Annotated in this window: 16 protein-coding genes and 1 pseudogene; 14 read left to right on the plus strand and 3 right to left on the minus strand. The window is 74.6% G+C overall.

Features of this window, described 5'->3' with window-relative positions; genetic code table 11:
* Positions 1–32 precede the first annotated feature (32 nt).
* The 4 genes and pseudogenes from I8N68_RS32765 to I8N68_RS10925 all read left to right on the plus strand — a co-directional run.
* Positions 33–725 (plus strand): annotated as a pseudogene (locus I8N68_RS32765) (phosphoribosyl-AMP cyclohydrolase); the annotation flags it as partial.
* A 201-nt stretch (positions 726–926) separates the two neighbouring features.
* Complete coding sequence (gene hisI, locus I8N68_RS32770; protein WP_307812778.1) at positions 927–1,361, plus strand: phosphoribosyl-AMP cyclohydrolase; 435 nt, start codon at positions 927–929, stop codon at positions 1,359–1,361.
* A complete protein-coding gene (locus I8N68_RS10920; protein ID WP_200209776.1) occupies positions 1,358–2,911 on the plus strand; it encodes an anthranilate synthase component I in 1,554 nt (517 codons plus the stop codon). Before hisI ends, I8N68_RS10920 begins: the two co-directional genes overlap by 4 nt.
* A complete protein-coding gene (locus I8N68_RS10925) occupies positions 2,908–3,483 on the plus strand; it encodes a Trp biosynthesis-associated membrane protein (RefSeq protein WP_200209777.1) in 576 nt (191 codons plus the stop codon). The genes I8N68_RS10920 and I8N68_RS10925 overlap by 4 nt, the downstream gene beginning before the upstream one ends.
* Here the strand turns inward: I8N68_RS10925 and I8N68_RS10930 are convergent.
* Positions 3,476–3,751, minus strand: a complete 276-nt coding sequence (locus I8N68_RS10930) for a hypothetical protein (RefSeq protein ID WP_200209778.1) — start codon at positions 3,749–3,751, stop codon at positions 3,476–3,478. The two genes, I8N68_RS10925 and I8N68_RS10930, sit on opposite strands and share 8 nt — an antisense overlap.
* Before the next feature lie 488 nt (positions 3,752–4,239).
* On the opposite strand from I8N68_RS10930, the gene trpC reads away from it, so the two are divergent.
* From trpC to trpA, 3 genes are read left to right on the plus strand one after another with little or no spacing between them, the layout of a single operon-like run.
* Positions 4,240–5,043, plus strand: a complete 804-nt coding sequence (gene trpC / locus I8N68_RS10935) for an indole-3-glycerol phosphate synthase TrpC (protein WP_200209864.1) — start codon at positions 4,240–4,242, stop codon at positions 5,041–5,043.
* Between the two features lie 38 nt (positions 5,044–5,081).
* On the plus strand, positions 5,082–6,314 hold the full coding sequence (gene trpB / locus I8N68_RS10940) for a tryptophan synthase subunit beta (protein ID WP_200209779.1): 1,233 nt from the start codon (positions 5,082–5,084) through the stop codon (positions 6,312–6,314).
* A 4-nt stretch (positions 6,315–6,318) separates the two neighbouring features.
* Positions 6,319–7,122: a tryptophan synthase subunit alpha gene (gene trpA, locus I8N68_RS10945; protein WP_200209780.1), complete on the plus strand. Its 804-nt coding sequence runs from the start codon at positions 6,319–6,321 to the stop codon at positions 7,120–7,122.
* Positions 7,123–7,624: 502 nt separating this feature from the next.
* On the opposite strand, the gene I8N68_RS10950 is transcribed toward trpA, so the two are convergent.
* Positions 7,625–8,209, minus strand: a complete 585-nt coding sequence (locus tag I8N68_RS10950; protein ID WP_200209781.1) for an NUDIX hydrolase — start codon at positions 8,207–8,209, stop codon at positions 7,625–7,627.
* Positions 8,210–8,327: 118 nt separating this feature from the next.
* Here I8N68_RS10950 and lgt point away from each other — a divergent pair, with 118 nt between their 5' ends.
* Complete coding sequence (gene lgt / locus I8N68_RS10955) at positions 8,328–9,593, plus strand: prolipoprotein diacylglyceryl transferase (protein ID WP_200209865.1); 1,266 nt, start codon at positions 8,328–8,330, stop codon at positions 9,591–9,593.
* Between the two features lie 11 nt (positions 9,594–9,604).
* On the plus strand, positions 9,605–10,792 hold the full coding sequence (locus I8N68_RS10960; RefSeq protein WP_200209782.1) for an FAD-dependent oxidoreductase: 1,188 nt from the start codon (positions 9,605–9,607) through the stop codon (positions 10,790–10,792).
* 21 nt (positions 10,793–10,813) lie between these two features.
* Here the strand turns inward: I8N68_RS10960 and I8N68_RS10965 are convergent, their stop codons facing one another.
* The gene (locus I8N68_RS10965) at positions 10,814–11,659 is read right to left on the minus strand and encodes a GNAT family N-acetyltransferase (RefSeq protein WP_200209783.1); all 846 of its coding nucleotides are present in this window, start codon (positions 11,657–11,659) and stop codon (positions 10,814–10,816) included.
* Between the two features lie 145 nt (positions 11,660–11,804).
* Here I8N68_RS10965 and gltB point away from each other — a divergent pair, with 145 nt between their 5' ends.
* The 5 genes from gltB (at position 11,805) to I8N68_RS10990 (ending at position 21,936) form a co-directional block, all read left to right on the plus strand.
* Entirely contained in the window at positions 11,805–16,505 is a 4,701-nt protein-coding gene (gltB, locus tag I8N68_RS10970) for a glutamate synthase large subunit (RefSeq protein WP_200209784.1), read from the plus strand.
* The gene (locus I8N68_RS10975) at positions 16,498–18,012 is read left to right on the plus strand and encodes a glutamate synthase subunit beta (protein WP_200209785.1); all 1,515 of its coding nucleotides are present in this window, start codon (positions 16,498–16,500) and stop codon (positions 18,010–18,012) included. The genes gltB and I8N68_RS10975 overlap by 8 nt, the downstream gene beginning before the upstream one ends.
* A gap of 250 nt (positions 18,013–18,262) precedes the next feature.
* Positions 18,263–19,840: an MFS transporter gene (locus I8N68_RS10980; protein WP_200209786.1), complete on the plus strand. Its 1,578-nt coding sequence runs from the start codon at positions 18,263–18,265 to the stop codon at positions 19,838–19,840.
* A 495-nt stretch (positions 19,841–20,335) separates the two neighbouring features.
* Positions 20,336–20,857 carry a hypothetical protein gene (locus I8N68_RS10985; RefSeq protein ID WP_200209787.1) on the plus strand — a complete coding sequence of 174 codons (522 nt, stop codon included), beginning with the start codon at positions 20,336–20,338 and terminating at the stop codon, positions 20,855–20,857.
* Positions 20,858–21,150: 293 nt separating this feature from the next.
* Positions 21,151–21,936, plus strand: coding sequence for an SGNH/GDSL hydrolase family protein (locus I8N68_RS10990; protein ID WP_200209788.1), 786 nt, complete (start codon positions 21,151–21,153; stop codon positions 21,934–21,936).
* Positions 21,937–22,079: the final 143 nt, after the last annotated feature.

The raw sequence follows: 22,079 nt of genomic DNA on the forward strand, positions 1-22,079 counted from the left end.
GGCAGGGCGCCGACCCTCCCGTCGTCGGCATCATGCTGCGCGGCAGTCACGCCCGGCGGGGCGCCACCGAACACAGCGACGTCGACCTCGACGTGCTCGTCGACGTCGCCGACCGTTTCGCCGGCGACTGGTCCACCCACGATCGGTCCGCCGCCCCTGAGCCCGGGGCGGCGGACTGGCCGGCCACCACGCCGGGTGACGGGCCCGCCGGCGGTCCGCCCGCCCGGGCATACGCCGCCCGACGGGCCTTCCTGGCCGAGTTCGAGGGCCGGCTGGTGCACGTCTCGGTGGCCGCCCGGGACGTCCGCTCCTGGGTGCACCGGCTCGGCGAGCCGGCCGACTGGGCCTTCGGCCTCCCGGTGACCGCGCCGGCCCGGCTGATCTGGGCGGTGCCCGAATGGCGGCGCCGGATCGACCTGCCGGTGCTCTGCCAGCCGGCCGACGAGCCCCGGTTGGAGGACCTGATCGCGACCCTCGGCAAGGTCGCCGGCGCCCGCTGGGCGGACGACCCGCGCGGCGTCCGGCTGGCCGCCGCCGACCTGGCCCGGCTCTGCCCGTCGGTGCTCCGGCCGGCCAACCCGTCGGTCCGGGTGGCCTCCCGCCGGGGCGCCCTCACCGCCGTGCTCGACCTGCCGGTGGCCCCGCCCGGCTATCGCGACGACATGCTGCTCTGCCTGGGCCTGCGACCCGGTTCCGTCGCGGAGGTGAGCGTGGCCGCCGGCCGGCTGGTGACCGGGATCGTGCCGCTGGTCCGCCCGTACGCCGAAGAGATCGCCGCGGTGGCTGGCGCGGACCTGGCGGAGGCGCTGCTGGACGGCCGGCTGGACCGCTACCTGGCCCAGTTGACCCGCGCCGTCGCGGGGGCCGGGTCCGGCCCTCGGGACACGTCGCCGGTCCCCGCGCCGCGTGCGGGACAATGGCTCACTGTGCCCGCCTCTGACGCGCCGCCGACCGGCGCCCCCGCCACCGCCGGTGAACCCGCGGCCCCCGCCCCGGTCCGCCCGTCCCGGCTCGACCCGGCCATCGCCGCCCGGTTGCGCCGCACCCCCGACGGCCTGGTGGCCGCGGTGGTGCGCCAGCACGACTCGGGTGAGGTGCTGATGGTCGCCTGGATGGACGACGAGGCGCTGCACCGCACCCTCACCACCGGTCGGGCCACCTACTGGTCGCGCAGCCGGCAGGAGTACTGGGTCAAGGGCGCCACCTCCGGCCACCACCAGTACGTCCGCTCGGTCGCCCTGGACTGCGACGGCGACGCCCTGCTGGTGAGCGTCGACCAGGTGGGTGCGGCCTGCCACACCGGGCACCGGACCTGCTTCTTCACCGAGCTGCCGGTGACTGCCGCGGAGGCGACCTCATGACCGACGGCGCGGTCAGCCCCGACGAGGCGGCCTTCACCGACCTGGCGGCCCGCTGGCGGGTCGTACCGGTCACCCGGCGGCTGCTCGCCGACGCCGAGACCCCGGTCGGGGTCTACCGCAAGCTCGCCGGCGGCCCCGGCACCTTCCTGCTGGAGTCGGCCGAGCAGGGCGTCGGCTCGGCCGGGATGGCCTGGTCCCGGTACTCCTTCATCGGCGTCCGCAGCAGCGCCACCCTGACCGAACGGGACGGCGCCGCGGTCTGGACCGGCGAGCCACCGGCCGGCCTGCCCGTCGACGGCGACCCGGTCCGGGTGCTGCGGGAGACGGTCGCGGCCCTCGGCGGGCCGGCCTGGGACCCGGCCAGCGGCATGCCACCGCTGACCGGCGGCATGGTCGGCTATCTCGGGTACGACCTGGTCCGCCGCTTCGAACGGCTCCCCGAGCTGACCGAGGACGACCTCGGCGTGCCCGAGCTCGGCATGATGCTCGCCACCGATCTGGTGGTGCTCGACCACTACGACGGTTCGGCGACCCTGGTCGCCAACGCGATCCTGCCGCCGCCGGACGCGCCGGACCGGGCGCCCCTGATCGCCGCGGCGTACCACCACGCGGTGGGTCGGCTCGACGCGATGACCACGGCGTTGTCCCGACCGATTCCGCCCATGATCTCGACCGTCGACCGGCCGCCGGCCGGCGAGGTGGTCAGCCGTACGCCCGACGGCGGGTATCCGAAGGCCGTAGAGGCGGCCAAGGAGGCGATCCGGGCCGGCGAGTGCTTCCAGATCGTGCTGGCCCAGCGGTTCGAGCGCGAGACGCACGCCGACCCGCTCGACGTCTACCGGGTGCTGCGCACCACCAACCCCAGCCCGTACATGTACCTGCTGCGCTTCGACGGCTTCGACATCGTCGGCTCCTCGCCGGAGGCGCACCTGAAGGTCAGCACCGGCGCGGACGGCCGCCGCCGGGCGCTGCTGCACCCGATCGCCGGGACCCGCCCGCGCGGCGACAGTCCGGAGGCCGACGCCCGGCTCGCCGCCGAACTGCTCGCCGACCCGAAGGAGCGCTCCGAGCACGTGATGCTGGTCGACCTGGGCCGCAACGACCTGGGCCGGGTCTGCCGGCCGGGCACCGTCGAGGTCCCCGAGTTCGCCACCATCGAGCGGTACAGCCACGTCATGCACATCGTCTCCACCGTGGTCGGCGAGCTGCGGGAGGAGCACAGCGCCTTCGACGCGCTCGCCGCCACCTTCCCGGCCGGCACCCTCTCCGGCGCGCCCAAGGTGCGGGCCATGGAGATCATCGAGGAGCTGGAGCCGGTCCGGCGGGGCCTCTACGGCGGCACGGTCGGCTACTTCGGCTTCGGCGGTGACCTCGACATGGCGATCGCCATCCGCACCGCGATGATCCGCGACGGGCGGGCGTACGTGCAGGCCGGGGCGGGCGTGGTGGCCGATTCCGATCCCGCCGCGGAGGACCGGGAGACCCGGAACAAGGCCGCCGCGGTGCTCGCCGCTATCGCCGCCGCCGAGACGCTCCGGGCCGCCCGATGAGCGATCCGACGTCGACCGCCGCGCCGGCCGTGCGGCGGCGGCGCGAGCTGACGTACGCGGTGCTGTTCTGCCTGGCCGGGGCGGGCCTGGCGTACTGGGCGGCGACCCGGACCTGGTCGGTCGAGCTGACCGACCGCGGCGCGCTGCCGCCGTCCCGGCGGGCCCGCAGCGGCGCGGACCTGGTGCCGTGGGTCTCCGCGCTGGCGCTGGTCGCGCTGGCCGGCGGTGGGGCGGTGCTGGCCACCCGGGGCCGGGCCCGGCGCCTGCTGGGTGGGCTGCTGACCCTGCTCGGTCTGGCGGTGGCGGCCGGCGGCGGATACGGCCTCGCGGCCGCCTTCGGCGGCGAGGTCAGCCGGCAGTGGCCCGCGCTCTGCCTGGTCGGCGGGCTGCTCACCGCGGCCGGTGGGCTGGTCACCGCGCTGCGCGGCGGCGACTGGCCGGCGATGGGCGCCCGCTACGAGCGGCCGGTCCCGACGGCGCAGCCGACGGCGACGGACGGCCCGGCGGTCGGCCGGGGGACTCGGGACGCCTGGGACGCGCTCGACCGGGGTGAGGACCCGACGGTCAGCTGACCGGCTCGGGGTGCCGCACCTCGCGGCGCTCCCGCGCGGCGGCGCGGGCCGCGGTCAGCTCGGCGACCAGGCGGTCCAGCTCCCGGCGCTGCTCGGCGCGGGCCCGGTCGGCGCAGACCGCCTCCCAGGCGTTGCCGCGGGCGGTGCGCGTCCGGCCGTCGCCGACCATCGCCCGTTCCAGGGTGTCCACCACGCCGACCGCCAGCGAGGCGACGGTCCGGGAGATGGTGGTGAGTCGGAGGGTCGGGTTGGGCCCGTTGGTGCTCATGGTCACCCCGCACGAGATCGTTGGCGACGGTTTGCGGACGCCTCATTGAGTCTGCCCGACGGACATGCTGCCGGGCTCACGTTTCGCGGCCGTGAAGGCCAGGTCAACTGTGCTGGCGGGGCCCCGACCTGGGCAGGGCCGTTGGTCCTTGAGCTTGGTCACAGCATCGACGGGTATCGTGATTCGGCGGCCCCGGGTCGGCCGTGGTGTGATGGAGCATGGCGGCGATCCAGGGGCAGGTCGACGACGGTCGACGAGGGGAGATGACGCCGGTCGATGCGCACGGTGGCGCTGCGTGACATCCCGTTCACCGGAAGTCCGGCATCATGCCACAGCCCATTTCGTGAGGAGCGCCATACCCCCGGCACTGGTGGCCAGGTGGCGCCCCCTAGCATCGGCCCATGACACCCGGAGAGGGGAGTCCGTTGGTGACTGCTGAGCATGCGCACGCGGAGGGGGACGGGGCCGGTTCGGCGGCGTCCGTTAGCGTGCTCGACGAGATCCTGGCCGGCGTCCGGGAGGACGTGGCGCGACGGCAGGAGCAGGTTCCGCTGGAGCGCGTGCGCGAGCTGGCCGCCGCCGCGCCGCCGCCGCTGGACGCGTACGCGGCCCTGCGCCGGCCCGGGGTGGCCGTGATTGCCGAGGTGAAGCGCTCGTCGCCGTCCCAGGGGCGGCTGGCGGAGATCGCCGACCCGGCCGATCTGGCCGGCGACTACGCCGCCGGTGGCGCCCGGGCGATCAGCGTGCTGACCGAGGGCCGGTGGTTCGGCGGGTCGCTCGACGACCTGGCCGCGGTGCGCGCCGCGGTGAACATTCCGGTGCTCCGCAAGGACTTCGTGGTCTCCAGCTACCAGGTGCACGAGGCCCGGGCGCACGGCGCGGACCTGGTGCTGCTAATCGTCGCCGCGCTGGAGCAGAACGTGCTCGTCGGGCTGCTCGAGCGGATCGAGTCGCTCGGGATGTGTGCGCTGGTCGAGGTGCACACCGAGGAGGAGGCCGACCGGGCCATGGAGGCCGGCGCGCAGGTGATCGGGGTCAACGCCCGTGACCTGCGTACCCTGGAAGTCGACCGCTCGGTCTTCGAGCGGATCGCGCCCGGCCTGCCGAGCAGCGTCGTCAAGATCGCCGAGTCCGGCGTGCGCGGCCCGCACGACCTGATCCGGTACGCCTCGGCCGGCGCCGACGCCGTCCTGGTGGGCGAGGGTCTGGTCACCCAGAAGAGCCCGCGCGAGGCGGTCGCCGAGCTGGTCAATGCCGGTAACCACCCGGCCACGCCCCGCCCGGTGCGCTGACCCACGTCGGAAAGACTCAGCAGCGAGAGGAACCCGCGATGAGCGCCAACGCGTCGGCCCCGGCCGGCCAGGTCCCCGACGCCGCCGGCCACTTCGGTCGGTTCGGCGGCCGGTTCGTCCCGGAGGCGCTGGTCGCGGCCCTCGACGAGCTGGACGCGGCGTACCGCAAGGCGATGACCGACGAGGCGTTCCTGGCCGAGTTCGGCGCCCTGCTGCGCGACTACGCCGGTACCCCGTCGCTGCTCTACTCCGCCGAGCGGTTCTCGGCGAAGGCCGGCGCGCGGATTTTGCTCAAGCGGGAGGACCTGAACCACACCGGCGCGCACAAGGTGCGCAACGTGCTGGGCCAGGCGCTGCTCACCAAGCGGATGGGCAAGAAGCGGGTGATCGCGGAGACCGGCGCCGGCCAGCACGGCGTGGCCACGGCCACCGCCGCCGCCCTGTTCGACCTCGAGTGCGTGGTCTACATGGGTGAGGTGGACACCGAGCGGCAGTCGCTCAACGTGGCCCGGATGCGGATGCTCGGCGCCACCGTCGTCCCGGTCACCACCGGCTCGCGGACCCTCAAGGACGCGATGAACGAGGCGATGCGGGACTGGGTCGCCAACGTCGACGACACCCACTACCTGATCGGCACCGCCGCCGGCCCGCACCCGTTCCCCGAGATGGTCCGCGACTTCGTCCGGGGCATCGGCGAGGAGGCCCGCCAGCAGTGCCTGGACCTGACCGGCACGCTGCCGGACGCGGTCGCGGCCTGCGTCGGTGGCGGCTCCAACGCGTTGGGCATCTTCCACGCCTTCGTGCCCGACACCGGGGTGCGGCTGTACGGCTTCGAGGCCGGCGGCGAGGGCGTCGAGACCGGCCGGCACGCGGCCAGCATCACCGGCGGCAGCGCTGGCGTGCTGCACGGCACCCGGACCTACGTCCTGCAGAACTCCGACGGTCAGACGATCGAGTCGCACTCGATCTCGGCCGGGCTGGACTACCCGGGCGTCGGCCCCGAGCACGCCTGGCTGCACGACAGCGGCCGGGCCAGCTACGCGCCGGTGACCGACCGCGAGGCGATGGCCGCCTTCGAGCTGCTCTGCCGTACCGAGGGGATCATCCCGGCGATCGAGAGTGCGCACGCGCTCGCGGGCGCGCTGAAGATCGCCCCGACGCTCGCCGCCGAGCTGGGCCGGGGGCCGCTCATCGTGGTCAACCTGTCCGGCCGGGGCGACAAGGACGTGCACACCGCCGGCGAGTACTTCGGCATCCTCGACAAGGAGTGACAGCGTGAGTCGGATCGGGGTCGCCTTCGACAAGGCCCGCGCCGACGGGCGGGCCGTGCTGGTCGGCTGCATGCCGGCCGGTTTCCCCACCGTCGAGGGCAGCATCGCGGCGATGACCGCCATGGTCGAGGCCGGGGTGGACGTCATCGAGGTGGAGATCCCGTACTCCGACCCGGTGATGGACGGCCCGGTCATCCAGAAGGCCAGCGACATCGCCCTGGCCGGTGGTGTCCGCACCGCCGACACGCTGCGCATCATCGAGGCCGTCGCGGCCACCGGCGCCCCGGTGGTCACCATGACCTACTGGAACCCGATCGAGCAGTACGGTGTCGACGCCTTCGCCCGCGACCTCGCCGCCGCCGGCGGCACCGGCCTGATCACCCCGGACCTGATCCCGGAGGAGGCCGACGAGTGGCTGGCCGCCTCCGACGCGCACGGCCTGGACCGTACGTTCCTGGTCTCCCCGTCCTCCACCGACGCCCGGTTGCGGATGACCGTCGAGCACTGCCGCGGCTTCGTCTACGCCACCGCGATCATGGGGGTCACCGGCGCCCGGGCGCAGACCTCCGGCGCCGCGCCGATCCTGGTCTCCCGGCTGCGCGAGGTCACCGACCTGCCGGTCGGCGTGGGCCTCGGCGTGGGCACCGGCGCGCAGGCCGGCACGGTCGCCGGGTACGCCGACGGTGTGATCGTGGGCAGTGCCCTGGTCCGTTGCCTGCTCGACCCCCCCGACGAGGCGGCCGGCCTGACCGCCCTGCGGACGCTCAGCGCGGAGCTGGCCGAGGGCGTGCGCAACCCCGTCCGCTGATCCTCGCCGCCGCGCGCCGCGCGCCGCGCGCCGCGCGCCACTCGCCGCGCGCCACTTGCCACGGGGAATGTCTCGGCAGACGCTATGGAGCTGATGACGTAAACGAATCAGCGAGGACCGCCCGATCCCACGCTGCTCCTCCCCGCGCCTACCGAGTCGGTGCCGGCGCTTGCCGATCGACCGGCTCTGCCTTCGCGGCCCGCCCGGCCGTCTGGCTTGGGCGGCCGTCGGCCCTGCACGGCCCGGCCCGGCCCGGCCCGCCAGGCTGCGCCCTTCGAAGTACGTTCCGCTCGGCTGTCGCCGGCGATTCGTTTGCGACATCAGCTCCATAGCGCCAACAGGTGACCGCACCGCGGCGCCTCCCAGATTTCCGGGAGCCCGCCGCCGCGTTCCCTGCTTGGCGGACCAGCTGGACGCTCAGGGATGGTCCCGCCTGGTCGAGATGCTCGACCGCGCCGGGAGCGGCCAGCGGGCCAAGGTGGAGCTGCTCGCAGCCGCCTGGTCAAGGCCCGTTCGTCCGCGCCCCGTCCGGGTCCGCTCGTTGTCCGGGCGGCACCGCCCCACCCGCCGGGGACACTGCGTCGGTCCGGATCGCGGCGGCCTGGGCCGGGCCCGCCTGAACCGGGTCGGGCGCCCGCCAGGTCTCCGGCGTGGCGTCCCGCAGCACGCCCGACCGGCCGGCCAGCGCATCGGCGAGCGCGGCTCCGGTGATCGGGGTGACCGCCACCGGCAGGTCGGCGGGCGGGTGCCAGGTCAGCCGGCAGCCACCCAGCGGTGCCGTCGTCGGTCCCTCTCCGCGCGCCCGCGCGCGGAACACGTGCACCAGCACGTCCGGCAGCGGCCCCGGCCGCCCCGCCGTGCCGGCGTCCCGTGCGGTGAGCTGGTAGAGGCCCAGCAGATCGACGAGGTCGACGTCCCAGCCGGTCTCCGCGCGGATGTCCCGCACCACCGCGGCCTGCGGGCACTCGGCCCGATGCATCCTGCCGCCGGGCAGCGCCCACCGGCCGACCGGTCCCTGCCGGCAGAGCAGCACCCGGCCCGCGTCGTCGGTGACCACCGCGGCGACCGCCCAGGTGAGCGCGTTCATGGGCAAAGAGCCTACGACCGCGCAAACCAGAAGTCAGCCACCCGGCGAAGCCGACCGGACCGGGGTGCCGCGGAGACGGTCCGCACCGGTAGCGTGTGCACCCGTGACCCACGCCCCGATGACCGCACTGGCGGCCCTGCCCAGCCCCAGCACCGCCGTCTGGCAGCTCGGACCGGTCCCGATCCGGGCGTACGCGCTCTGCATCATCCTCGGCATCGTGGTGGCCTGCGTGGTGACCGAACGCCGGCTGCGCGAGCGCGGCGTCGCCCCCGGGGCGGTGCTCGACATTGCCGTGTGGGCGGTGCCGACGGGCATCATCGGCGCCCGGATCTACCACGTGATCACCTCGCCGGAGAAGTACTTCGGCGCCGACGGCCAGCCGCTCAAGGCGTTCGCCATCTGGGAGGGCGGCCTCGGCATCTGGGGAGCGGTCGCCGGTGGCGCGATCGGCGCCTGGATCGCCGCGCGGCAGCTCGGCATCCCGTTCGCCGTGGTGGCCGACGCGCTGGCCCCGGGCCTGCCGCTGGCCCAGGCCGTCGGCCGCGTCGGCAACTGGTTCAACAACGAGCTGTACGGCGGCAGCACCACGCTCCCGTGGGGGCTCGAGGTGCACGTGATGGACCCGGACAACCCCGGGCAGGCGCTGCGCGACGACGCCGGCAACCCGGTCCTCCAGCCGGGGCTCTACCACCCGACCTTCCTGTACGAGGCACTGTGGAACATCGGGGTCGCCGCGCTGGTCCTCGTCCTGGACCGGAAGCTGCGGCTCGGTCGGGGCCGGGCATTCGCGCTGTACGTGATGGGCTACACCGTGGGCCGGTTCTGGATCGAGCTGATGCGCACCGACGAGGCCAACCACATCCTCGGGGTCCGGCTCAACGTCTGGACCGCCGCGCTGGTCTTCCTCGGCGCGCTGATCTACTTCCTCCGGGTGCGCGGCCCGCGTGAATACCTGGTCCCGGTCGGGCCGCCGACGATTCCGGTCCCGCCGGCCGGCGGCGACGTGTCGCAGGTCGACCTCTCCGCCCGGGAGGCCGGGCCGGCCACCGTCGCCCCGGAGGGCTACCGGGTGGTCAGCGAGGAGCGGTTCCGCGCCTACCAGGAGACCGGCGAGGTTCCCGACGAGCCGACGGACGCGCCGGCCGCGACCGAGGCCGACACGGCGACGGAGGCCGCCGACCGCGCCGAGACCGGGCCGGCCGGCACCACCAAACGCGCTGGCACTGCGCCGGCCGGCACCACCGAGCGCACCGAGGCGGAGCCCAGCGGTCCCGCCGTCAGCCGGGAGCGTGTCGAGGCGGACCCGGAGAGCGCCGGGGACGCGACGGTCCACGAGGGCCGGGCCGGCGCCGCCGGTGCCCGCCCCGCCGACCGGGACAACTGAGCGGGGCGGCGATGCGTACCGCGGTGGTGGTCGGCGCCGGGCTCGGCGGGCTGGCGGCGGCCGGCGCGCTGGCCCGCTCGGGCTGGCGGGTCACTCTGCTGGAACGGGCCGACCGGGTCCGACCGGAACCCACCGCCGTCGTGCTGTGGCCCAACGGGGTACGCGCGCTGCGCGCCCTCGGTCTCGGCGCCGGCCTGGACGCGATCGCCACGCCGCTGGCTGACGGCGGCGTCCGCCGCCCCGACGGGCAGTGGCTGGTGCAGCCGCGTCCGACGCCGGCCGAGCGGATGCCGGTGGTGGTGCACCGCGAGGACCTGCACGACGCGCTGATCGCCGGCCTCGGCGACCGGGTGGAGCTGCGGACCGGGGTGCACGTCCGCACGGTCCGGGTGACGCCGGGCGAGCGGCCGGCGGTCGGCGACGGCCGGCACACCGTCGAGGCGGACCTGGTGGTGGCCGCCGACGGCACGGACAGCGAGATCCGCCGCCAGCTTGCCCCGGAGGCGGCGGTGGTGAGTTCCGGCTGTGCCGCCTGGCGGGCGGTGATCCCCTGGTACCAGGCCCCGAAGCTGCCGGCCGACCAGCCGGTGGGCGGGGAGACGCTGGGCGCCGGCTACCGCTTCGTGGCCGCCTCGCTCGGTGACCGGGGCGCGGCCGGCGGGTCCAGCCGGGGCGGCATCTACTGGGTGGCGACCGCCGCCGGCGCGCCCCGCCCGGAGCCGCCGGAGACCCAGCTCGCCCTGCTCAAGCGCTGGTATTCCGGCTGGCCCGCGCCGATCGCCGAGCTGCTCGACGCCACCGACCCGGCCGACCTGGTCCAGCAGGAGATCCGCGAGCTGCGGCCGCTGCCCCGGGCGTACGGCTTCCCGGTCGGCCCGGGCGGGGTGGTGCTGCTCGGCGACGCCGCGCACGCCATGCCGCCGCACCTCGGGCAGGGCGCCTGCCTCGCCTTCGAGGACGCCGCCACGCTCGCCTCGTTGCTGCGCGAGTCCCGGCTGCCCGACGCCGTGGCGTCGTACGACCGGCTGCGGCGCCCCCGCGCGGCCACGATGGTCCGGCAGACCCGCCGGATGTCCGCGGTGCTGCAGACCCGCGGCCGGCTGGCCCTGCGCGCCCGCGACGCTGCCCTCGGCACCATCAGCCCTCGGCTGCGCAACACCGCCGCGTCCGCCGCCGCCCAATGGCACCCCCCGTCCTGACCCCGGGTCGACGCGGAAGGGTCAGGCGATGATGGCGGTGGGCTCGGCGATGCAGGCGGTACCGATGCGGCGGAAGCCGACCCGCAGGTAGACCCGGGCGATCTCCTCGCTGCCGGCGGAGAGGAAGATCAGGTCGGTGCCGGCGGCGCGCAGTTCGCGGGCGATGGCGGCGGTGATCGCGGCGCCGAGGCCGCGACGGCGGGCGACCGGCAGGGTGGCCACCCCGGCGATCTCCGCGACGTCGCCGACCCGCATCGCCATTCCGCTGGCCAGGGCCCCCTCCTCGGGGGTCTCGGCGAGCACCGAGATCCGCCGGCCGTCGGCGATCCGGACCCCCTCCTCCTGCAGCGCGGCCACGTCGAGCCGGGCCACCGCCGCGTCCCGTTCGGCCGGGCCGGCCTCGCCCCGGGCGGTGCCGCCGTTCGAGAAGCCGACGGCCGCGACGGCCCGCCGGATCGCCACGTCGCCGGCGAAGCCGGGGGAGGCCGGGTCGAGGACCCGCATCGGTACGTCGCTGAGCGTCACCGGGTCGGGCAGCTCGGCCGGGTCGAGCACCATCAGCGGCGCCTCCAGCACGGTCAGCCCCGCCGAGCGGGCGACGGCCAGCAGGTCCGGGGTGACCTCGTGCACCCACTCGAACGCCTCGGGCAGGCCCAGCTCGCGCTGACGGGCCCGGACGGCGGTCACGTCGGCGAGCGACGGCGGCTCACTGGCGTCGAGCCGGGGCCGGGCGTAGAACGGCCATCCCAGGCCTTCCCGGACAAAGAGCACCAGAGCGCCGTACTCCTCCGGGCGGGCACCGTCGCGGGGCACCGCGTCGTAGAAGTGCTCCAGCCGGTCGAACACCTCAGCGCGTAGGACATCCACCGCGCGAGACTACACGTCCCAGATTCTGGAAGTGTGATCAATCCGAACTGGCCTTGCGCCGTACGCCCTAACGTAGACTCAATAAACCCACAAGGGCCGACGTCGTCCCGACCATGATCCAACCTGAGTGACGACAGGAGGCCCGGTGGCCTTTCCGTACCCTCTCAGCCCTCAGTCGGCCCCGCCCGCCACGGGCCTCTACGACCCCGCGCAGGAGCACGACGCGTGCGGCGTGGCCTTCGTGGCCGACCTGCACGGGCGCCGGTCGCACGAGGTCGTCGCCAACGGTCTCGACGCACTCTGCCGGCTGGACCACCGGGGCGCCCGGGGCGCGGAGCACAACACCGGTGACGGCGCCGGCATCATGATCCAGGTGCCGGACGCGTTCCTGCGCGCCGTGGTCGAGTTCCCGCTGCCGCCCGCCGGCCAGTATGCCACCGGCCTGGTCTTCCTCCCCGACGACGACGCGGGTGAGGCGCTCGCGCGCCGGGTGGTGGAGAAGTACGCCCTGGTGGAGGGGGCCGACGTGCTCGGGTGGCGGGACGTGCCGACCGACCCGACCGGTCTCGGCGAGACCGCGCTCGCGGCGACGCCCCGGGTGCGGCAGCTCTTCCTCGCCGCGCACCGGTTGACCGATTCCCCGGCCGGCCCGGCCGGGTCGGCGCTGGGCGGGCTGGACCTGGAGCGGGTGGCGTTCTGCGTGCGCAAGCAGGCCGAGCGGGAGACCGCCGAGCGGGGCGCGCCGGTGTACTTCCCGTCGCTGTCCGGCCGCACCATGGTCTGGAAGGGCATGCTCACCCCGGACCAGCTCCCGGCGTACTACCCGGAGCTGACCGACCCGCGGCTGGTCAGCGCGATCGCGCTGGTCCACTCGCGCTTCTCCACCAACACCTTCCCGTCCTGGCCGCTGGCCCACCCGTACCGGTTCATCGCGCACAACGGCGAGATCAACACGATCCGCGGCAACCGGAACTGGATGCAGGCCCGCGAGGCGCTGCTGCGCAGCCCGAACCTGCCAGGCAACATCCGCCGGGTCTTCCCGGTCTGCACCCCGGGCGCCTCGGACTCGGCGAACTTCGACGAGGTGCTGGAGCTGCTGCACCTGGCGGGGCGGAGCCTGCCGCACGCGGTGCTGATGATGATCCCGGAGGCCTGGGAGAACGACCCGGAGATGCGCGCCGACAAGCGCGCCTTCTACCGGTTCCACGCCAGCCTGATGGAGCCGTGGGACGGGCCGGCCTCGGTCGCCTTCACCGACGGCGAGATCGTCGGCGCGGTGCTGGACCGCAACGGGCTACGCCCCGGCCGCTGGTGGCGCACCGCCGACGGGCTGGTGGTGCTGGGCAGTGAGGCCGGCGTGCTCGACCTCGACCCGGCCCGGGTGGTCGCCAAGGGCCGCCTCCAGCCCGGGAAGATGTTCCTGGTCGACACGGTCAACCACCGGATCGTCTCCGACGACGAGATCAAGGCCGAGCTGGCCGCCGCCCAGCCGTACGACGAGTGGCTGCACGCCGGCCTGATCGAGCTGGACGACCTGCCGCCGCGCGAGCACACCGTCTACACCCACGACTCGGTGCGCCGCCGCCAGCAGACCTTCGGCTACACCGAGGAGGAGCTGAAGATCCTGCTCGCGCCAATGGCGCGGGCCGGCGCGGAGCCGATCGGCTCGATGGGTACGGACACCCCGATCGCCCCGCTGTCGACCCGGCCGCGGCTCCTCTACGACTACTTCCACCAGCTCTTCGCCCAGGTCACCAACCCTCCGCTGGACGCCATCCGGGAGGAGCTGGTGACCAGCCTGGCCTCCACCATCGGGCCGGAGGGGAACCTGCTCGCCCCGAACGCGGCGAGCTGCCGACAGATCGTGCTGCCCTACCCGGTGATCGACAACGACGAGCTGGCCAAGATCCTCTCCATCGACGAGGACGGCGACCTGCCCGGCTTCAAGGCGGTACGGGTCTCCGGGCTGTACCGGGTCCGCGACGGCGGGGCCGGAATCAAGGCCCGGCTGACCGAGATCTGCCGGCACGTCTCCGAGGCGATCGAGGACGGCGTCCGGATCCTGGTGCTGTCGGACCGGGACTCCAACGCCGACCTCGCCCCGATCCCGTCGCTGCTGCTCACCGCGGCGGTGCACCAGCACCTGGTCCGCGAGCAGACCCGGACCCAGGCGGCGCTGATCGTGGAGTCCGGCGACTGCCGCGAGGTGCACCACGCGGCGGTGCTGATCGGGTACGGCGCGGCGGCGGTCAACCCGTACCTGGCCTTCGAGTCGGTGGAGGACATGATCGCCACCGGCGCGCTCGTCGGCATGGACCCCGCCAAGGCCGTCCGCAACTACGTCAAGGCGCTCGGCAAGGGCGTCCTGAAGATCATGTCCAAGATGGGCATCTCGACGGTCTCGTCGTACTGCGGCGCGCAGGTCTTCGAGGCGGTTGGCCTGGACACCCGGCTGGTCGAGCGGTACTTCCGCGGCACCCCGAGCAAGATCAGCGGAATCGGGCTGAACGAGATCCACGCCGAGGTGGCCGCCCGGCACTCGCTCGCCTGGCCGGCGCCGGGCGCGCAGAGCTCCGACCGGCTGGAGGTCGGCGGCGAGTACCAGTGGCGCCGCGAGGGCGAGCTGCACCTGTTCAACCCGGAGACGGTCTTCCTGCTCCAGCACGCCACCCGCAGCCGCCAGTACGACGTCTTCCGGCAGTACACCGCCAAGGTCGACGAGCTGGCCGCCCGAGCCGGCTCGCTGCGCGGGCTGTTCACCCTGCGTACCGGGGTGCGCCCGGCGGTGCCGCTGGACGAGGTCGAGCCGGCCACCGAGATCGTCAAGCGGTTCGCCACCGGCGCCATGTCGTACGGGTCGATCTCGGCGGAGGCGCACGAGACCCTGGCCATCGCGATGAACCGCCTCGGCGGCAAGTCCAACACCGGCGAGGGCGGCGAGGACGTCGACCGGCTGCACGACCCGGCCCGCCGCTCGGCGGTCAAGCAGATCGCCAGCGGCCGGTTCGGGGTGACCAGCGAATACCTGGTCAACGCCGACGACCTCCAGATCAAGATGGCCCAGGGCGCCAAGCCCGGCGAGGGCGGCCAGCTGCCCGGCAACAAGGTCTGGCCGTGGATCGCCCGGACCCGGCACGCCACCCCGGGCGTCGGCCTGATCTCCCCGCCGCCGCACCACGACATCTACTCCATCGAGGACCTCGCCCAGCTCGTGCACGACCTGAAGTGCGTCAACCCGGCCGCCCGGGTGCACGTCAAGCTGGTCAGCGAGGTCGGCGTGGGCACCGTCGCGGCCGGCGTCGCCAAGCTCAAGGCCGACGTCATCCTGATTTCCGGCCACGACGGCGGCACCGGCGCGTCCCCGCTCAACTCGCTCAAGCACGCCGGCACCCCGTGGGAGCTGGGCCTGGCCGAGGCGCAGCAGACGCTGCTGCTCAACAAGCTGCGCGACCGGGTCACGGTGCAGGTCGACGGCCAGCTCAAGACCGGCCGGGACGTGCTCATCGCGGCGCTGCTCGGTGCCGAGGAGTTCGGCTTCGCCACCGCCCCGCTGATCGTCGAGGGCTGCGTGATGATGCGGGTCTGCCACCTCGACACCTGCCCGGTCGGCATCGCCACTCAGAACCCGGTGCTGCGCGAGCGGTTCACCGGCAAGCCGGAGTTCGTGGAGAACTTCTTCCTCTTCCTCGCCGAAGAGGTCCGCGGCTACCTCGCCGAGCTGGGCTTCCGGTCGATCGAGGAGGCGATCGGGCAGACCGAGCTGCTCGACGTCACCCCGGCGATCGACCACTGGAAGGGGCACGGGCTGGACCTGGCGCCCGTACTGCACCTGCCGGAGCTGCCGGCGGGTGCCGCGCGGCGCGGGATCCGGGCCCAGGACCACGGCCTGGAGCTGGCCCTGGACAACGAGCTGATCGCGCTGGCGCAGCCGGCGCTGCGCGACGGCACGCCGGTCCGGGTCGAGGTGGCCGTCCGCAACGAGCACCGCAGCGTCGGCGCGATGCTCGGCGGCGAGGTGACCCGCCGCTTCGGCGGCGCCGGCCTGCCGGCGGACACCATCGAGTTCCTGCTGCACGGCACCGCCGGCCAGTCGTTCGGCGCGTTCCTGCCGCGCGGGGTCACCCTGCGGCTGCACGGCGACGCCAACGACTACGTCGGCAAGGGCCTCTCCGGCGGCCGGCTCATCGTCCGCCCGGACCCCGCGGCGCCGTTCGTCGACGACGAGGCCGGGCCGGGGGAGCGGGCCGAGGACCAGATCATCGCCGGCAACACCATCCTGTACGGCGCGACCGCGGGCGAGGTGTTCCTGCGCGGCCGGGTCGGTGAGCGGTTCGCGGTGCGCAACTCCGGCGCGGCGGCCGTCGTCGAGGGGGTCGGCGACCACGGCTGCGAGTACATGACCGGCGGCACGGTGGTAGTGCTCGGCGAGACCGGGCGCAACTTCGCCGCCGGCATGTCCGGCGGCACCGCCTTCGTCTGGCGGCTCGACCGCGCACGGGTCAACGCCGAACTGGTCGACCTCGCCCCGCTGCGGCCCGAGGAGCGGGACCGGCTGCACGAGCTGGTGCAGCGGCACTTCGCCGAGACCGATTCGGCGGTCGCCGGGGAGCTGTTGAAGCGCTGGCCGGAGGCGGTGGAGGAGTTCACCGCCGTGGTGCCCCGGGACTACCGCCTGGTGCTGGAGATCATGCGAGCCGCCGAAGCCGCCGGCCGTGACGTCGACGACGCGGTGATGAGTGAACTGGCGGCGCCAGCCGCCTCAGCACCGCAGTCGGCGGCGTCCGATTCGTCCATGCCGGTGCCGCCCGCGCCGCGGGTGGTCGCCCAGGAGGTGGCTCGTGCCTGACCCGAACGGTTTCCTGCGCTACAACCGGCGGCTGCCCGCCCGTCGCCCCGTGCCGGTGCGGATCACCGACTGGCGGGAGGTCTACCCGGCGGCCGGTGCGGAGCTGATCCGCGAGCAGGCCACCCGGTGCATGGACTGCGGCATCCCGTTCTGCCACGAGGGCTGCCCGCTGGGCAACCGCATCCCGGACTGGAACGACCTGGTCCGCACCGGCGACTGGGACGCGGCGGTGGATTCGCTGCACGCCACCAACAACTTCCCGGAGTTCACCGGGCGGCTCTGCCCGGCGCCGTGCGAGGCCGCCTGCGTGCTCGGCATCGGCGGCGGCCAGCCGGTCACCATCAAGCAGGTCGAGGTGGAGATCGCCGATGCCGCGGTGGCCCGCGGCGGGTTGCGGCCCCGCCCGGTGGCGGCGCCGACCGGTCGGTCGGTCGCTGTGGTCGGGTCCGGCCCCGCCGGGCTCGCCGCCGCGCAGCAGCTCGCCCGCGCGGGTCACGCCGTCACCGTGTACGAGCGCGACGACGCGCTGGGCGGCCTGCTCCGGTACGGCATTCCCGACTTCAAGCTGGAGAAGCGGCACATCGACCGGCGGCTGGCCCAGCTCGCCGCGGAGGGCGTGCAGTTCCGCACCGGGGTGAACGTCGGCGTGGACGTCACCGCCGAGGAGTTGCGGGCCCGGCACGACGCGGTGCTGCTCGCCTGCGGGGCGTTGCAGGGCCGGGACACCCCGGAGACGCCGGGGCGCGAGCTGCGCGGCGTGCACCAGGCGATGTCCCACCTGGTCGCCGCCAACCGGGTGGTGGCCGCGGCCGGCGACGGCCGGCCGGCGCTTGCCGTGCTGCCCGACGGCACGCCGATCGACGCGACCGGCAAGCACGTGGTGATCATCGGCGGTGGCGACACCGCCGCCGACTGCCTCGGGGTGGCACACCGGCAGGGCGCCGCCGGCGTCCACCAGCTCGACCTCTACCCCGAGCCGCCGGAGACCCGGGACGCCGCCCGGGACCCGTGGCCGACGTGGCCGTGGGTGCTGCGTAACTACCCGGCGCACGAGGAGGGCGGCGCGCGGGTCTTCGCCGTCGCGGTGCAGGAGTTCGTCGACGACGGCACCGGCCAGGTCAAGGGGGTCCGGATCGCCGAGGTGACGGTGGAGAAGCGGGACGGCCGCCGGATCGTCACCCCGCTGCCCGGCTCCGAGCGGGAACTGCCGGCCGACCTGGTGCTGCTGGCCATCGGCTTCGAGGGGACCGAGGTGCAGCCGCTGCTGGCCCAGTTCGGGGTGGCCCGCAACGCCCGCGGCGCGGTGGATGCCCGGCCGGACTGGCAGACCGACGCCGACGCCGACGGCGTCTTCGTCGCCGGCGACATGCACCGGGGCGCCTCGCTGATCGTGTGGGCCATCGCCGAGGGGCGCGCCGCCGCCGCGGCGATCCACTCGTACCTGGACGGGGTGGGCACCCTACCCGCCCCGGTGGATCCGGCCCGGCAGCCGCTCGCCGCCCGCTGACCCCGGGCGCCGTCGCCCCACCCGCACCCCGGTCCGGACGTACGCGTCCCGGGCCGGGGTGTTCGGCGTCGGTGTCCGGTCCGTACCGGGGCCTGCCTCGGCTGGCGGGGGTGCCCCCCGCCGACGCCGTCGAGCCGGTGAGCCTGCTCACGAAACCGGCAAATAGGTTTAAGGGGCGGCAGACTTGGCCGCTGCCGAACCCACCGTGGGTTCGGCTTCGTCATGTCGTCGTCTGGACGGGGAGGCCCTCGTGGCCCTCGGAAGCACGTTCGCCGCGCTACGCCACCGGAACTACCGGATCTGGGCCGGCGCTGGATTCGTGTCGGTGATCGGTACCTGGATGCAGGTGCTCGGGGTCAACTGGTACGTCCTCTCGGCGACCGGCTCGGCGACCTCGATGGGTCTCGCCGTCCTGCTCCAGGCCCTGCCCACGCTGCTCCTCAGCGTGTGGGGCGGCGCGCTCGCCGACCGGCTGCCGGCCAAGCCGCTGCTGATCGGCGCCCAGGTGGTGCACGCCGGCCTGGCTGCCGGGCTGGCCGTGGTCGCCATCACCGGGGCCGGCGGGCTCCCCGCGATCTTCGCGATCTCGCTGGGCACCGGCGCCGTGTCGGCGATCGAGGGCCCGGTGTCGGGCCGCTGGTCCTCCATGCTGGTCGACCGGGAGAGCCTGGGCAACGCGCTCGCGCTCGGTTCGCTCACCAACTCCGCCGGGCGCATTCTCGGCATGAGCCTGGGCGCCGTGGTGGTCGCCGCCGTCGGCCCCGCGCTGCTGTTCCTGGTCAACGCGGTGAGCTTCGTCGCGGTGGTGGCGGCCCTGTTCGCCGTATCGGACGGGGAGCGGCACGCCGGGGAGTCCTCGCCGGCCGGCGCGGCACCGGCCACCGGGGGCATCCTGGCCGGCTTCCGGTACGTGCTGCGCCAGCCCGTGGTGCTGGTGGCGTTGGCGCTGTCGTTCGTGCTGGGCAGCCTGGGTCGCAACTACCAGGTGACCATGGCGGCGATGAGCGACGGGCCGCTGCACGGCGGGGCGTCCGGCTACGGCCTGCTCTCCACGGTTTTCGCGGTCGGCACGGTGCTCGGTGCGCTGGTCGCGGCCCGCCGCCGGGAGCTGGGTTACGGCCTGCTGGTCGGCGCCGGCCTGCTGGCCAGCGTGCTCCAGATCGCCGCCGGCCTGGCCCCGGGCACCATGAGCTTCGCCGGGGTGATCCTCCCCGTCGCCGCGGCGGCCGTGATCATCGATACCACGGTCGGCGCCCGGGCCCAGCTCGACACCGACTACGCCATGCGGGGTCGGGTGCTGGCCGCCCTGGCGGTCACCGGCTCGGTCTCCGCCGCGGTCGGCGCGCCCCTGCTCGGCTGGCTCTCCGAGCACGCCGGACCCCGGCAGACCCTGGTGCTGGCCGGCGCGGTCACCGCGATCGCGACCGCCGTGGCGGCCGTGGCGTTCGACCGGCTGCACGACTGCCGGGTGCGCCGCCGGGTCACCCTGGCCATGACCGCGCCCGCCGTACGTCGACCGGTGCGCCTGGTCGCCGCCACGGCCGCCCGCATCGTCCGGCCCGCCACCGCCGCCACCACCATCGCCGCCACCACCGCGACCGCGGCCATGGCCGTCGCGCCGGCCCGCCCGCCGCTGCCGGTGGGGAGCCCGCCGCCCGGCCTGCGGCTGACCGGGCTCCGCCCCGGTTCCGGGCGGCTCCGGTCCAGCCAGGCGGTCCGGGCGGCCGACGATTGCGCGGGCTGCGCCCCGCCCCGCACCCGCCGCCCTCGGCTCACCGACCGGGCCCGGAAGCCCGCCCACCTGGCCGACTGCCCCTGCTCCGACTGAGGGGCCCGGCACCGTCCGGGCCGTCTCGGCCCGGACCCGACGTCGTCGCCCCGCTGCACCCACGCAGGTTCACCCGGCTCCGGCGTCGGGTTCGGCCGGGTGGCGCTCGACCGAGACATCTCCCAGGGTGCGTGGCGGTGACCGCCGGCGTCGGGCCGCGCCGTCGAACGCCCCGTTCCGCCTGCCAAGAGACCGGAACCGGGCGTGCGCGGCGGACGCTATGGAGCTGATGTCGTAGACGATTCAGGTGCGCCCCCGGAGTCTCGCGGCGTCTTCCACGGGATCGTCAGGTCGGCGGCGAGCGAGGCGCAGCGCGGCGTAGCGCGGCACCGCGTGGCGTAGCGCGCAGCGGGGTCGTCCTGGCGGGGGCGTCGGGTCGTCGGCCGACACGTCGTCCTCCCGTACGTCGCGCTGTGCGCGAGGACACGGTTCCCAGGCCCCGGTCCGGCCCGTTCGGGTACGAAGCGCCGCGAAGATCATCGTTACGCTGCCGCCATGGACATCGAGAAGCGCCTGCGCCGGGTGCGCGGGTGGCTGTGGGTCGTGGTGGTGGGTCTGTTCCTGAGCGGGGTGACCGCCTTCCCGCTGGAGATCGAGGTGCGCTGGCTGCTGCGGGCGCTGGACCCGCTCTCCGGGCAGCTCCCGGCGCTGGTCGGCTGGATCGAGCGGGTCCACACCGGACTGGTCGAGACCGGTGACCGCTACCCGTTCATGCGGTACGGCACCGACTGGCTGGCCTTCGCCCACCTGGTGCTCGCGGTGGCGTTCTGGGGACCGCTGCGCGACCCGGTGCGCAACGTCTGGGTGGTCCAGGTCGGCATGATCGCCTGCGCCGGCATCGTGCCGCTGGCGCTGATCTGCGGGCCGGTCCGGGACATCCCCTGGTTCTGGACGCTGGTCGACCTGTCCTTCGCGGTCGGCGCATTCCCGCCGCTGTGGATCGCCTACCGGCACATCCGGGCGATCGAGGCGGCCGCCCCGCGCCCGGCTGATTCGTCTACGACATCAGCTCCATAGCGTCGGCTCGGCCACCGGCCCTGCCGCCCACTCGGGCAGGCTGGCCGGCCGTCCACTCTGGCAGGCGGGCCGGCCGTTCACTCGGGCAGGCGGGCCGGCCGCCCGCTTCGGCCGGCCCCAACCCCGTCGGGCGGCCTGCAACTAATCGACGGATGTGAACGCCTTCGGCATGCGCAGCCATTCACTTGATCTAAATGTTTCGATAGGATTACCGACTAGTAACAACCGGCACACTCCCTGACCACGCGCGCGGTCGAAGGGCTCCACCACCCCCGTTCCGTGGAGGTCCCGTCATGTCCCGTCGCGTCCGCACCGTCCTGGTCGCCCTCCTCGCCACCGTCCTCGGCGCCGCCGCCGTTCCCGGCGTCGCCCAGGCGGCAACCGTCAACTACGTCGCCCTCGGCGACTCCTACTCCTCCGGAGTGGGCGCCGGCCCGTACGACCTCTCCACCTGCCTGCGCAGCCAGAAGTCGTACGCCCCGCTCTGGGCCGCGGCCCACGCGGTCACCAGCTTCCGCTTCCCGGCCTGCGGTGGCGCCGTCACCGCCGACGTGATCAACAGTCAGGTGGGCTCGCTGAGCAGCACCACCACCCTGGTCACCGTCACCATCGGCGGCAACGACGCCGGCTTCGCCGACGTCATCACCAGCTGCCGCTTCGGCAGCACCACCACCTGCACCAACGCGGTGAACGACGCGAAGAGCTTCGCCACGGCGACCCTGCCCGGCCGGCTCGACGCCACGTACGCCGCGATCCGCAACCGGGCCCCGAACGCCCGGTTGGTGGTCCTCGGCTACCCGCGGCTGTTCGAGACGAACTACTGCGGCTGGCTGGCGATGAGCACCTACAAGCGGACGATCCTCAACGAGGCCGCCGACCTGCTCGCCTCGGTCACCGCCGGCCGGGCGGGCGCGGCCGGCGCCACGTTCGTCGACACCCGGTCGTCCTTCGCCGGGCACGGCGTCTGCGCCGCCGACCCGTGGATCCACGACGTCAGCGGGGTCATCGAGGCGTACCACCCGGACGCCGACGGCTACCGCTACGGCTACCTGGCGGCGCTGGCCGCGGCGATCGGCTGAGTCGACCCCACGCGGCGGTCGGCGGTCCACCCACCCGGACCGTCGGCCGCTGCCTTGCACCCACCGCCGACGCCGGGCCGGACCCGGGCTGCCGACCCGCCTGACCGGCCGGCCGGCGGACCCTCGTGCGGGCCGCCGGCCGG

The sequence above is a fragment of the Micromonospora coerulea genome (genome assembly GCF_016598485.1).
Taxonomy (GTDB): Bacteria; Actinomycetota; Actinomycetes; order Mycobacteriales; family Micromonosporaceae; genus Micromonospora; species Micromonospora coerulea.